The sequence below is a fragment of the Actinoplanes aureus genome (assembly GCF_015704865.1).
Taxonomy (GTDB): Bacteria; Actinomycetota; Actinomycetes; order Mycobacteriales; family Micromonosporaceae; genus Actinoplanes; species Actinoplanes aureus.
The window spans coordinates 19,318-31,068 of record NZ_JADQTO010000053.1; the positions used below are offsets into that span (position 1 = coordinate 19,318).

Below are 11,751 nucleotides of genomic sequence, written 5' to 3' on the forward strand. Positions count from 1 at the left end.
CAAGGCGGTTGGCCCGCGTCACCGGGTGGCGAACCATCCTGTACGTGCTTCAATATGTTGCGCGTGCCAATTCACGTTCCGGGAGGCGCGAACGATGATGCGAGATGGTGACAAGGGAAGGACGGCGAGCCCCGGCTCAGGTCGGGATCCGACGCTCACCACCGAGCTTGTGAGCGCTGCGCGGAATAGCCGGCGGGACGAGCACCACCCTGCTACTGGGCCGGCGTGTTTGGCCTGTGGCAGCGGAACGCAAGTTGTTCGGGTGGCTGAGGCCTATCGCGAGGGGCGCTCGGTAACGCAGGTTCAAGGGTTCGCTGTTGGTCCGGAGGGGCCCGTGTCGGTTCGCGCCCAGGCGGTGAGCATGTCGGGGCTGGCTCGAGCTTTGGCGCCGCCTCGGCGGCCGCTCTCGGTTACGGGACCTGCGGTCATGCTTGGATTCGCTGGGCTGTGCCTGGCTGTTTTGCTGTCTGTCGGCGGCTCGTCGGGTCGCTGGCCGGCTGTCTTGCTGCTTCTGGGTGTCGGTTCAGGGTGCGCGAGGCTGCTGTGGGTAAGGCGTTACGGGTTGTTGTGTGCCGGCGCGGACGTGGAGGTGGCGAGGCGCCTTTGGCAGAGATGCTGGCTCTGCCGCCGGTGCGGTTCGGTTTCGCTGATGACCCCAGCAGTGTCGTGCGTGTTACCTGTCGCGGGTTTGGCGGCGTCTTTGGTCGGCTGCGCCCGGCGGCTGCGTTGACGTGTGAGCGCTGACGCTGTTGGCCCAGATCCGTGGTGACTGCCGGAATCCGGACGTGATAGGCGAATTGGGCCCGCTATCGAGAGCTCAACTTCGCGATCATGGGGCGCGATGAACGCCAACACGTTGGATGGCTCGGAGGGCGAGCCCGTGCCGGCGCATAGTGGGCCGCCGCCGAGCAGCCGCACGTGGGTCACGATCATCGCGCTGATCATCATCTTGGTCTTCACGGTCGCGCTGTTAGCTCGGGAGAGTCCTGCTAAGGGCGATCTTGGCCGTAGTCCTTCGGAGCGTTGACAACGTTGACCTTGTCACCGCCGATCAGTGGCGCGTCGGCGGGACCTTTGAGGTAGGGCGCGATCCAGAGAGGGCGGTGATCGCCGAGCGAGGGGTACCAGTGGTTGCGCCAGTGACCGCGCACGATCCACCGGTGTTGCCAGTCCCGGCCGGTGCCGGTCTGGTCGGCGTCGCGGGCCGCGGCGACGGTGCGGCGCAGGCGGATGATGCGTACGTCGCGGGGCGGGAGCCCGGCGCGTTCGGTACGGCGGCGTTCCGGCCGGGGCGTGGTGTGGTTCTCGGTCTCGGCGAGGTTAGCCTGCGCGGCGAGCTGGAAGGTCGCGAACACCAGCCGCGTCCAGGCCAGGGTGCCATGCTGGTCTTCGGCACCGGTGAGCATGTACTCCTCGGGCGGGGCGCCGTCGGGCCGCCAGGCGATCGCGGCCTCGTTGTCGACCGGCAGCGGTGGGAGCATGGCCCGGGCGCGGGCGGCCGCGCCGGGGTGCCCGGCGAGCAGGTCATCGGTGGTCTTGTCGGTGACGGCGTAGAAGGACATCCACAGGCCGCCGGCTTTCCAGTGCGGGTTGTCGACTGGCCCCCAGGAGACGGCGACGATCCGGGCCTGGTCTTCGTAGGCGGCCTGGCCGATGCGCCGGAACTCGTCACCGCCGTGCAGGTCGGCCAGCGCGTCGACCACGTCGTCGCGGCGGGCTTCCTGCGCGTCGTAGGCCGCGATCGGCTCGGCGAACACCGCGAACCCGACCTTCGAGGGCAGGTCGTTGGGTCGGGGCGCGAACGCGGGCATGCTCGGGTGCGCGGCGTTGAGCAGCACGCACAGGTCCTCGTCGACGTACCAGAGGTCGCCGTCGCGCAGCCGGGATGTCTCGGCGGCGGCCAGCGCCGGGGCGACGCGTTCGGGCGGGCCGGGCGGCTTGAGCTTTTGCTGGCCCATGAGGATGGCGTTGTAGTAGAACTGTGTGCCTTGCGTTCCGCCGTACCAGTCGGCGAGGTCGCGGCGCAGGCGGGGCACGTCGCCGGTGGTGTAGCGCGGGGCGGATTCAGCCATGGGTGGGGATCTCCGATCGAGTCAGGCGGCGCGCGTCTGCGCGGCGACGGTCCGGAACGGGTAGGTGTACTCGCGCACCAGGTGCGGAAGAGAACGCTGGTCGGGGTGTCAGCCTCGGCGGGCTCGACCTCGTAGCGCACGCCTTCGATCACGACGTAGAGGCGCGGCCAGCGGATCAGGCAGATGCACGCGGATGCGCGCACAAGTCGGACACCATCACGACTTTGCCGAGGCCCTGGTCACACCCCCCCGTCGCGATGCGGTCGGTCGCTCATCTGCGGACAATCCATGCAACGGCAACGAGTGTGGTCGCCGCTATGAAGCAGACCGCAGCCAGCGCAGCCAGCACCGCCGCGTTTGCAACGGCGCCGAAGGCCGCGGCGGTGAGCACGGTACCTATCCCTCCGATGAAGACTCCTCCGGCGGCGAGGACCTTGATTGCAACGTTGCTGCGGTTGATGCCGGCGTCTGCGGGCACGGGACTGCTAGCGGGTACGTTGGACGACTTCTGTTGGTCATCACGAGGCTCAACCGTCATCGACTTCTCCTGGGCGATGAGTGACGGGTGCCGCAGATCGGCAACGTCTCCTAGCAAGCGCTGACTTCGCACTGTTGCTTATGAGTGCACAAACCGTAGTGGCTAATTCTGGATCGTCAAGGGTTGCGGAGTGCCTTGTACCGAGCTTCAGCCTTCCGGCGCACCCACCAGAAGTCCGTGATGCCGACGAAGGCGTACACCCCTTGGAGCAGGCCGTTGAGTGGGCACGGGTCGTCGCGCCAGAGCGCGTAGTAGCCCAGTTTTCGAGTCCTCACAGGCCGAGGTCAGCGGGTGCAGCAGCGCGCCGAGCTCATGCCAGTGGCAATTGCCAACCATCCACGTGCCAGCTAAATGGCCTGGTGCAAGATGCGGTAAGCGGGCATCCGATGATATCCACGAATATCCAAGCACCGTGCACTGAGTGCGTGCACATCTGAAGGCCCCAGGCCCGCTTGCGACTCGTTCCACCCCGACGAGCCCGGAGGGCCAGTGACCGACCTCTTCAGCAGGACCGACATCGACGGCGAGAAGCTCAGCTTCGAGGAGCTCTCGCAATCGACGCAGCCCAGGAGGGCGAGCCGGCCGTCCTGCTCGCGGCCGCGATCCTCCGCGTCGCGGACTACCTGACACGCGGCGGCGTACCGCAGTGACACTCCCGTCGACACGTTGCTCACGGTGTCGGCCGGCCTGGCCCTCGCTCGCATCGTGCGGGCGGGGCGCCAGGGCGGCGCCCATGGCTACTACATCACTGAGCCCGCATCTCCGTACCTGCACTTCTGCCCGGACTGGATCGCCGAGTCGCGCGTCGCGGTGATCGGCAGGACGGTCTGTCCGAGGCCCTATCGCGAGTTTGTGCGGCCTGGCGCACGTGCCGGCCGCCGACCTCGCTTGTCTCCCGTCGCAGAGAGAGCCGAAGGAGTCCCTACACGACCGACTGGCTAATCTGACTGGCCTACTTCCTCGTCCTGGAGGGCGTCGCCTCTTCAACTCCCGGCCTGGCGACACGCTCAGCGAGCACTTCTGGGGTTTGGTTCGGCGCGCAGCGCCGCAAACCCGGCGAGTCCGGTCCGGCTGGGACGCAGTTCCGACGCGTCATCCGCTCGACGCCCTGCTGGCCGAGTCAGCGGCCGACGCCGAGGCGGTGACCGAAGCGGCATAGCATCCCGAGCCGCGTACGGCGTAGAGGTCGCGGGATGGCTCTCAGCCCGCAGTTACTGATACTCAAAGTAACCGTGCATGACTGGGCTACCTGCGCCGTTCGAAACCACACCAGCGATCAAAACTCGACCGTCGCAACTACCTCACTAGGACCCTGCGCCTTGGCGTCCGCCGCGCGCTCCTTGTCTCTGGCCTCTTTGAGCTTGGCTCTCGCATCGCTGAGCGCGGCGAGCTGCTGGCGTGAGGGCTTTCTGTACGCCGCAGTCCGCTTCTTGCCGCCTGAAGAATTCTTGTGCTTTGCCATGTCCGATCCCTCCCGCCTGATGGTCGCCGACCTCAACGGACCAGGAAGGCGGTTCATGGAAACCAGGCGCTCCGTGACGAGCCTCTTTGGTACATCACGTTCTGGGCGAACGCTCCCGTCGCTCGGAACGCCTGAGTCGCCAGCGTTGGATTTGCGCAACGCTGCTACGGCCCGCCCGCTTCAGCAGGTGTGAAGCCAGATTGCCGACCGCTCCGGCAAGTGCTGCCGAGGTGAGCCAGGTCGCGATTTCGATGGCGGACATATGTCTCCGAAAAGAAGGCTGACGGATCGCGCGCTCCCTCCTGACTCCAGGGCGGAGAGGGTCCCTCGTCTCGGCGATGGGGTGTCCAAGCCCACCTGCGCAGACCACGTTAACCAGCCCTGCCAAGTTCGCTCACTCGAACGGAGGACCGATGGCACTCGGCACGGTGCAAGCGCCGAAGCCCGACGAGCAGCGCCGCCGCCGCACGGCGAGACGGTCCTCCCTCGCGACGACGAAGTCCGCGGCGAACCCCGAGCGCGTTGCGACGACGCGGACCTGGGTTGTATTAGAAACCTGACCTGGGGAAATGTCGCCGGGTGCGGGTGCATCACCAACGTTCGTTACCGGACAACTCGTCCACACGCCGGAGCACCACCCGCGCACCTCGCAGCGATCATGATCCTTGCGGTCGCTTGTGAACGAAACCTACAGAGGCCGTCCTCGAAGTGGAGTTACGGGAACAGAGCGGCAGGCCTCTAACCTGGAAGCATGCTGAAGCTCGGAGAGATCGAGAAGGTGCTCGGCCACGGCGTTCCGGCGCTCGCCACCGTGGCGGAAGTCGCTGGAACCTCCGCGTCGACTGACTCGACCACGCAGGCTCCCCGAGCAGCCGCTGGGGTTCAGTCATCTCTGGCGAACGCTGCGACGAAAGCCGCCCCTCAGCATGCATCACAGCAGGTCATGGGGAGCGCTGCGGTGCGAGCGGCAATGCGACCCACAGCGCAGAAGCTCCTGTCGATGGTCATGTCAAGTCCGGCCCTGCAAGCCGCCATCCAGCCCACAGTGCAGTCGATCATGTCGAGCCCGGCCGTGCAGGCCGCCATCCGGCCCGCAGCGCAGGCGGTCATGACAAACCCGGCGGTACGAGCCGTCGCCATGCGGCCCGCAGGGCTGCAGCACCTCACGTACGTAGGGAAAGGCAAGTTCTTCTGGAACGACGTGCCGCCCAGCATGAGGGCAGTTCTCAGCGCTTCGTGGCCCGGGAAGCGAAAGCCGACGACCCGGCAGGTGAAGCGCGGCCGCGCCCGGTTGCAGCGGGTGCGGGCCTTGGTCGAGAAGGTCCGCTCCCTGAGGCAGACGCACCAGGTCCCGGCCGAGACCGCCACGCTGGCGGAGAGCCTTTTCGACGCGCTGACTGAAGCACTCCTCCGCGTCGCGTTCACCATCCGGCTGCAGGTCACTGGGACCAGGCCACCAAGCACCATCGTCCATACCACGCCCCGCCAGGCGCGTGGTCCCAACACCGCAGGCCGAGTTTTAACCATCGGCCTGCGGGACGGCACACGGATGAGACGTGGCCTCCCGCCCTTCCCGGGAGACCCCCTTGTCCGAAGAGAACCTGTCCCCGTTTGTTGACCTTCTTCCTGACTTCCCCGACTTCACACCGCTGGTCTGGGCCGGCGCCGGCGTAGTAGGCCTGTTCGGCGTCTACCTGCTCCTGCTGTTGCCGTTCACGCTGGTGGCCGGGCCGGTCGGCGACAACGCCCGCCAGGTCCTCCGGGACCTGCTCGGGGTATTCCACCACCTGCTCGAGGTGGTCAAGTCCTGGCTCGGCGGCCGCCGGTGAGCCGGCCGCGGGTATGCCCCGATGACACGCTGCTGCTTGTCGTGCAGATGCGCCGGGCTGATTGGACGATGCGCGGCATCTGCGAGCTGCTGAACGCCACAGGCGTGCCTACGCCCGGCGGCCGGGCCCGGTGGTGGCCGTCGTATGTGACCCGGCTGCTGCAGACCGCGGCCGGCATGCGGCTGCTCGGTGCTGAGGACCCGGTGGCCGAGTTGGCGGCGATGTCCGGCAGCGCGTCGAGCGGTGCTTCGGCCGGGCCGGCGCCGCCGGTGTGCGACTCCGGCGGCAAGGTTGAGGGTGCCCCCGGCGAGGTCGGCAAGCAGGATGAGCAGTCCGCCGTGGCGATGTCGATCAGGGCGACCGCCATGCTGACCACGCCGAGCAGCTACGGCCGTGCATCACCATGGCCGTCTCTAGCTGGTAGCGCTCCGCCTCGGCGGAATGACCTCGAATCCGAGGGGTGCCAGAGCTACGGCGCCTTCAGTGCTGATCCGGCTCCTTCCCATGTATATGTCTTGGGTCATGCTTGGCCGGGAGTGGCCAAGCTGGTCGGCGATAACTCGTGCCGAGTACCCGGCATCGTCCATGTGGGTTGCTACGGTCTTCCGGATCATGTGTGAGGTGCCTTCGGGAATGCCTGCGGCGACGAAGACTTTCTTCACTATCGTGCAGGCCTTTTCGGGCGCCCACAGGCGTCCAGTCGGTGCTGGGAGAAGGAGTGCGACCTCCCGCATTGAGTAGGTTCCTTTATCGAGCTTACGCTGGAGCCACTCGGCCGGCTTTCTGCGCCGCGATGCAACGCCGTCTGGGAATATGAGGTATTCCACTCCGGTGTCGGGGTCCTTGAACACTGTGACCGTTACGGGCTCAGCCCTGGCGAATTGGGTGCTAACCGAGGACATGGCCCAATCGGGAAGGGTGAGCGTCCGCTGGCCCGCTTTACTCTTGGGCTGCCGCTTGATCACGACACCCATGCCAGGAACGTCAACGATTGTGCCATTGATCGTAACGGTCTTCGCTTCGAGGCACACGTCGTCCGTGATCAGTGCCAGACACTCGCCGATCCGGGACCCTGTGGCCGCCATAGTGTCAGTCAGCTCGACAATGCTGCACACATTGGCTCTGGGGTGATTGACCGCGGCGTCACGGAGCCGCCAGAATTCTTCGGCGTCCAGCGACACCGGGAGTTCATTCTTGGGCGTGACGCTGATAGGAGTCGTCTCGCGCACGGGGTTCCGGCTCATGGCATCGAGCCGTGCAGCGTAGGAACAGATGTTACTTAGCACCGAGCGAGCCGTCTTAGCCACCGCCGCACCGTGTTCATCCTCGGTCGTCAGGAGGAAGTTTTCTGCGATGGAAATCGAAAGCTCTCGGCATTTCAGATAGCCCACCGACGGCAGGATGTTGCTGTCCAGCTGGCGCCGATACTGATACAACGTGTTGAGGCCTACCTTCTTCTTCCTGCAATAGACTTTCCACCACGATTCGGCAACATCCTTGATTCTCGTATCAGGGTCGATGTCAGCTCCGCGGTTGCGATAGGCCCGGTTTCTTATCGCAGTCTTCAGCGCCCTCTCTGCGGCTGCACGTGATGGGCCGGAGCGTTCCATCGTCCGCGTTACTCCGTCGTAGTCCCTGAATCCACATCGCGCGATCCATTTCTCGCCGGAGCCGTAGAATCGGAACTTTCCAGCTGTGCCCAGCGGCAGCGGCGGCCGTCCCATGCAATCCTCCCTGACCGTACGATCTATCGAGGCGCTTCCTGCCTGTGTCCTCAGACCAAGGAGCCGTTGGCTACAGGCGACACGGCTACCGGGCTCATTGACCGCGCCGCCTGGGGCCAACGACCCCGGAAGTCCTGGGGGATAGAGGACTCCGTTTTTCGACAGGTTCACTAACCTGACTGTGGCGGTGAAGCCCGTCACTCATAAGTTGTCTGTGGTTGTCTGTGGTTGTCTGGGCGTCGTCAAGGACCTAGGTCTAGAGCGGTCGAGAAGCCAGGTTGCGGCTGGCGTCCGCAGGCGCAGATGCAACTTCTGCGGCGAGTTGCGGGGCAATTCGCTGGTCACGCAGGGGGCTGGGTGCCGTCTAAGAGTCGGTTGACTACGAGCGCCCAAAAGGCTGCAGCCGCCCGCGATGCCTGGTGGCCGTCGAGTGCCCCGCAGGGCCCCGGTCTTATGCCGACTGATCCGCTGGACACCCACGGTATGGGCTATGGATCGGCCGGTTGACGGGTCGTTCTGCAATCCGGGGATTACGGCATCTTGGCGGCTTCACCAATCGTTGGCGCTGCGGCTAATATGGTTCAGAACATCCTTGGCGCGTGTATGCCCAGCCGATTTCGGAGTTTTGTCATGGCGAAGCAGGTAGTCACGATTCTCACAGATGACCTCGACGGCGGCGGGGCAGACAGAACGGTTGAGTTCGGATTGGACGGCGTGAACTACACGATTGACCTGTCTGACAAGAATGCGGGGAAGCTGCGGAAGGCGCTGGAGCCTTTCATTTCGGCTGGTACTCGCCGGGGGCGCGCGGCTGGAGTGGCGCGTCGTGGTCCCGGTCGTGCGGGTGTCGCCGGTGCTGGTTCTTCTCGTCGGCAGAATCAGGCGATTCGTGAGTGGGCGCGGAAGAACGGTCGCAAGGTGTCTGAGCGTGGTCGTATTCCGACGGAGGTTGTGGAGGCCTACAACAGCAGTCGCTGACTGTGGTCGTGGGTGGTGGCGCCGCCTCGGGTGGAGGAATCCCGGGTCGGCGTCGCTTTTCTGCTGTCGGCTTCGCCGGCGCCGCCGGCCTTGCGGAGACCCCGCTGGCTTCCTACTGCCTCGATCCGGGGATTCTTGACCGTCGATGGTGGCGGGTGGTGCTGCCGAGGGTCAACTGTGAGGCCTCTTGGACGAGCGCAGTCGGGAGTCCGCCATTGGATCCGCCGAGTACTCGGCTTCGATGACGAACCATGTCTGCCTACAAGTCCTCGACCCCGACTTCCGCGGACTGCGCTGGCTCAGTGGCTGTATTCAACCGTTTTCGCGAGTCGCGGGGAAGCCTGGTCTTGCCTCACCCTGTGCAGCCGTTCGGCTCGGCGTCACGATGACGCTGAGCCGAACGGCTGCACGGCTATCCGGAGGGGGTCGTTAGGTACGCGCGGATCGAAATGGTGGTGATGCTGCCGTCCGGTGCTCGGTCGAGTTGTCCCTTGGCGATGAGCTGCCCGATCCGCGACTTGTGGACGCCGAGCATCGCGGCGGCGACCGAGTGAGAGACCGTCTCGGCTGCGGGGTGCCCCACGGAGCGGGCCACGGCCCGGCCCAACGGTGTCGCCCACCATCGGTCGTCCGGGTTCTCCGGGACGATGCCTGCGACGGCCAGGTCGGTGACGACCTGCGCGGCCTCACGGTCGTCGCCGGATAGCAGTTGCCCGGCCCAGAGGGGTGCACGCTCGTGGACCATGGACGTCAGGGTGAGCGTCAGGTCGGGACCGAGTAGGGCGCCGAGAGCCTCGGCAGCCGCGCCGACGTCGCGGCGCAGCTGCCGAGTCAGGATCTCGTGGTCGGAGGTCATCGGAGACCGCCAGTGGGGCGTGACTCGGGGCTGGCCGGCCGGATGGAGTAGTTCAAGCCGCCGATCCACAGGTGGACGCCGTCGTAGTGGCCGTCCTCGTCCTCGGTGAGCTCGCCGAAAACCTCGGTCAGGCAGTCTTTGGTGATCGTGATGGTGTTGCCCTCGACGTCGATGTAGTAGCCGTTGCCACGGAAGGCGGCGTCCTCGCTTAGGTGCTCGGCCATGTCGACATCGGCCAGGTTGATCGTCACGCACTCGCTAAACATGGCGTTCTCCCACTAGACGATGTCCGTCTAGTCTGACTAGACGTATAGCGTCTAGTCAAGGCGGTTGGCGTGATGGGTGACTTGCTAGCTCGCGACCGGCCCTAACGATCTTGGGTTGAGAAACAGGCACTCGCGTGACCAGTATTCGCCTTCCGCAGGGCGGCTCTGAACTAGACTAGTTCCCTCGCCCGCTGCCGGGCGTGGCGGTAGGCCACGATCTGGCCTGGGAGCGAGTCGTCCATGCATGCCTCCCTTTTCGCGAGGCGGCGAGAATCCCTCGATGGGGTACGCCGCCGGTTTGCAGGACAGCGTCGTCCGATGCGCTGGTAGCCGTAAGGAACCTACGTTGGCATGGTGATTGCCTCGCCGATTCAGTGCCTCGCACCCAGCGGAGCTGTCAGTACCAGACGGGCCAACTGCGGCCACCTATCGGAAGTTGATCGTCGAGTTCCCATACCGCGGCCTGGTGGAGGCTTCTCCCTACCGCGAACGCAACGTCGAGTGCGTCGGGTTCTCGGCAGCCGCGGCGTTTCTGGTGCCAGAAGCTGGACGGCGAACCAGTTGTTGGAGGATGGAGGTCACCCAAGCCCAGCTTTCCGGCCACAGTTAGGTGGCGGGGGATATAGAGGTTGGCGTCAAACCATTTCGTCTCGCGGTCAGTCCATGTGCCGGCGTAGAGAACGGTTGGCTCGGAGTCGAGGCCTAGGGTCATCCCCAGGGCGCGGATGGCGCCGAGTTCAGTGAACCAGGCCTTGGGATCGGTGCAGACGTGCTCGACGCGCCTCCACCATTCCAGGATCTCTGCGTCGGACCAGACTCCTCGGCCGGCCAGCGAATACTGAGGTACGGAGATCAGGAAACCGGTGGTGGGCAGCGTGCCGGGGCGGATCTGGACCGTCGCCGCCTCGTCGCGCAGCTGGCTGAGTACGTCAGCCGATCCGCCATCCTCAGCGCCATCCGTCATCTGGTTCTGGTTCCTTCTCTAGCGCCGCAGAGCTGTTTCAGCTGTGTCGACCTGGTCAGGTTCGCGATGGAGGGAGCTCGGGCAGCTGTCCGAGCTGTCGTGTGTGGTGTGGCGGAGAGGGCTGGACGAGGACAAAGTTTCGCTTTTTCAGGTGTAACGGAATTGCTGCGCTGTGGATCTCGTGTGGCACGGCGCCCACTTCATCTTCGATCCTTTGGCGTTGCCGCTGGAGATGCAGATGTGTACGCGCTGGTGCTGCCAGGCGCCGAGGGACTTGAGGACCACGGTTCGTGGCTTGGATCCGGCGAAGACTTCGAGGAGTTGGTAGCTGCCTCTGTTGCAGGGATGGCTGCGTACGTAGCCGGTCCGCTGCGCGCGCGAGTCCAGGCAGTAGGGGTAGGTGGATGGCAGTTTGATCTGGATCAGTCGGTGACCGTTGTGGGCGCCGCGGCCGACGCGCTTGAGCGCGGATCCGACGAGGCCGCAGCCGTTCAGCGATACCGGGGTGCTGGTGTCGAGGGCGAGGAACATGCACAGCGCGCCGCGTTTGATGGACTGCCACCACACCGCCTGAGCAGGGGCGGCCGCGAAGCCGAGCAGCAGCAGAACGGACGCGGTCGCGGCGATCGCTGCGCTTGCCCAGGTGGTACGTCTGGTCCGGAACCGGCCAGTCCACTGCGGGGTGGGATTGCTGAGGCCGGCCCGGGTTTGCGGGGTGTCGACGGTGGATTGCTGCACGGTGACTCCTTCATCGCCGATGGTTGATAGGCAAATGGGGGACGCGGTGGGTACAGCTGGATGTGGTGCCGAGGGGCATTGGCTGCCTGCAGGCGTGGCCGGCGGTGGCACCGCCGCCCGGGGGGACGGCGTTGGCGGTGGCTGGGTCGCTGGCGCGGCGGTCTGCTGGTCTGCGGGGCATGGGCTGGTTGCTTGTGGCGGCCGGCGGACCGGCTTCGAGGTGCCGTGGCGGTTCTGTCTCTTGGCGCGACGGTGTGTTGTGGGCCGGACCGGGCGGGGTGGTGCCCGGTCCGGCGGTCCGCGGTTAGGAGCCGATGAACCTGG

The 11,751-nt window shown here is 65.7% G+C and carries 12 protein-coding genes; 3 read left to right on the forward strand and 9 right to left on the reverse strand.

Annotated features, from left to right (window positions below; all coding sequences use genetic code 11):
* Positions 1-989 precede the first annotated feature (989 nt).
* From I4J89_RS47585 to I4J89_RS47600, 4 genes are all read right to left on the reverse strand, one after another.
* Positions 990-2,072: a hypothetical protein gene (locus I4J89_RS47585; protein ID WP_196416685.1), complete on the reverse strand. Its 1,083-nt coding sequence runs from the start codon at positions 2,070-2,072 to the stop codon at positions 990-992.
* Between the two features lie 271 nt (positions 2,073-2,343).
* Positions 2,344-2,610: a hypothetical protein gene (locus I4J89_RS47590; RefSeq protein ID WP_196416684.1), complete on the reverse strand. Its 267-nt coding sequence runs from the start codon at positions 2,608-2,610 to the stop codon at positions 2,344-2,346.
* Between the two features lie 116 nt (positions 2,611-2,726).
* Positions 2,727-2,885: an aKG-HExxH-type peptide beta-hydroxylase gene (locus I4J89_RS50670; RefSeq protein WP_196416683.1), complete on the reverse strand. Its 159-nt coding sequence runs from the start codon at positions 2,883-2,885 to the stop codon at positions 2,727-2,729.
* Positions 2,886-3,886: 1,001 nt separating this feature from the next.
* A complete protein-coding gene (locus tag I4J89_RS47600) occupies positions 3,887-4,072 on the reverse strand; it encodes a hypothetical protein (protein ID WP_196416682.1) in 186 nt (61 codons plus the stop codon).
* 751 nt (positions 4,073-4,823) lie between these two features.
* Between I4J89_RS47600 and I4J89_RS47605 the strand changes: the two genes are divergently transcribed.
* Together I4J89_RS47605 and I4J89_RS47610 are read left to right on the forward strand one after the other, a co-directional pair.
* Positions 4,824-5,690, forward strand: a complete 867-nt coding sequence (locus I4J89_RS47605) for a hypothetical protein (protein WP_196416681.1) — start codon at positions 4,824-4,826, stop codon at positions 5,688-5,690.
* Complete coding sequence (locus I4J89_RS47610) at positions 5,659-5,901, forward strand: hypothetical protein (protein ID WP_196416680.1); 243 nt, start codon at positions 5,659-5,661, stop codon at positions 5,899-5,901. The genes I4J89_RS47605 and I4J89_RS47610 overlap by 32 nt, the downstream gene beginning before the upstream one ends.
* Positions 5,902-6,314: 413 nt before the next feature.
* Here I4J89_RS47610 and I4J89_RS47615 read toward each other — a convergent pair whose 3' ends face one another.
* Positions 6,315-7,625: a tyrosine-type recombinase/integrase gene (locus I4J89_RS47615; RefSeq protein ID WP_196416679.1), complete on the reverse strand. Its 1,311-nt coding sequence runs from the start codon at positions 7,623-7,625 to the stop codon at positions 6,315-6,317.
* A gap of 630 nt (positions 7,626-8,255) precedes the next feature.
* Here I4J89_RS47615 and I4J89_RS47620 point away from each other — a divergent pair.
* A complete protein-coding gene (locus tag I4J89_RS47620; RefSeq protein ID WP_196416678.1) occupies positions 8,256-8,603 on the forward strand; it encodes a histone-like nucleoid-structuring protein Lsr2 in 348 nt (115 codons plus the stop codon).
* Between the two features lie 412 nt (positions 8,604-9,015).
* Here the strand turns inward: I4J89_RS47620 and I4J89_RS47625 are convergent, their stop codons facing one another.
* The 4 genes from I4J89_RS47625 to I4J89_RS47640 form a co-directional block, all read right to left on the reverse strand.
* A complete protein-coding gene (locus I4J89_RS47625; RefSeq protein WP_196420854.1) occupies positions 9,016-9,459 on the reverse strand; it encodes a hypothetical protein in 444 nt (147 codons plus the stop codon).
* Positions 9,456-9,725 carry a hypothetical protein gene (locus tag I4J89_RS47630; protein ID WP_196420855.1) on the reverse strand — a complete coding sequence of 90 codons (270 nt, stop codon included), beginning with the start codon at positions 9,723-9,725 and terminating at the stop codon, positions 9,456-9,458. The genes I4J89_RS47625 and I4J89_RS47630 overlap by 4 nt, the downstream gene beginning before the upstream one ends.
* A 397-nt stretch (positions 9,726-10,122) precedes the next feature.
* Complete coding sequence (locus tag I4J89_RS47635) at positions 10,123-10,689, reverse strand: hypothetical protein (protein WP_196420856.1); 567 nt, start codon at positions 10,687-10,689, stop codon at positions 10,123-10,125.
* 147 nt (positions 10,690-10,836) lie between these two features.
* Entirely contained in the window at positions 10,837-11,427 is a 591-nt protein-coding gene (locus tag I4J89_RS47640) for a hypothetical protein (RefSeq protein ID WP_196420857.1), read from the reverse strand.
* Positions 11,428-11,751: the final 324 nt, after the last annotated feature.

What these genes read in the sequence shown, in the direction of transcription:
- I4J89_RS47590 (WP_196416684.1), bottom strand. Translation starts at nt 2,610, where the DNA reads ATGACGGTTGAGCCTCGTGATGACCAACAGAAGTCGTCCAACGTACCC.
- I4J89_RS47605 (WP_196416681.1), top strand. Translation starts at nt 4,824, where the DNA reads ATGCTGAAGCTCGGAGAGATCGAGAAGGTGCTCGGCCACGGCGTTCCG.
- I4J89_RS47635 (WP_196420856.1), bottom strand. Translation starts at nt 10,689, where the DNA reads ATGACGGATGGCGCTGAGGATGGCGGATCGGCTGACGTACTCAGCCAG.
- I4J89_RS47615 (WP_196416679.1), bottom strand. Translation starts at nt 7,625, where the DNA reads ATGGGACGGCCGCCGCTGCCGCTGGGCACAGCTGGAAAGTTCCGATTC.
- I4J89_RS47630 (WP_196420855.1), bottom strand. Translation starts at nt 9,725, where the DNA reads ATGTTTAGCGAGTGCGTGACGATCAACCTGGCCGATGTCGACATGGCC.
- I4J89_RS47600 (WP_196416682.1), bottom strand. Translation starts at nt 4,072, where the DNA reads ATGGCAAAGCACAAGAATTCTTCAGGCGGCAAGAAGCGGACTGCGGCG.
- I4J89_RS47625 (WP_196420854.1), bottom strand. Translation starts at nt 9,459, where the DNA reads ATGACCTCCGACCACGAGATCCTGACTCGGCAGCTGCGCCGCGACGTC.
- I4J89_RS47620 (WP_196416678.1), top strand. Translation starts at nt 8,256, where the DNA reads ATGGCGAAGCAGGTAGTCACGATTCTCACAGATGACCTCGACGGCGGC.
- I4J89_RS47585 (WP_196416685.1), bottom strand. Translation starts at nt 2,072, where the DNA reads ATGGCTGAATCCGCCCCGCGCTACACCACCGGCGACGTGCCCCGCCTG.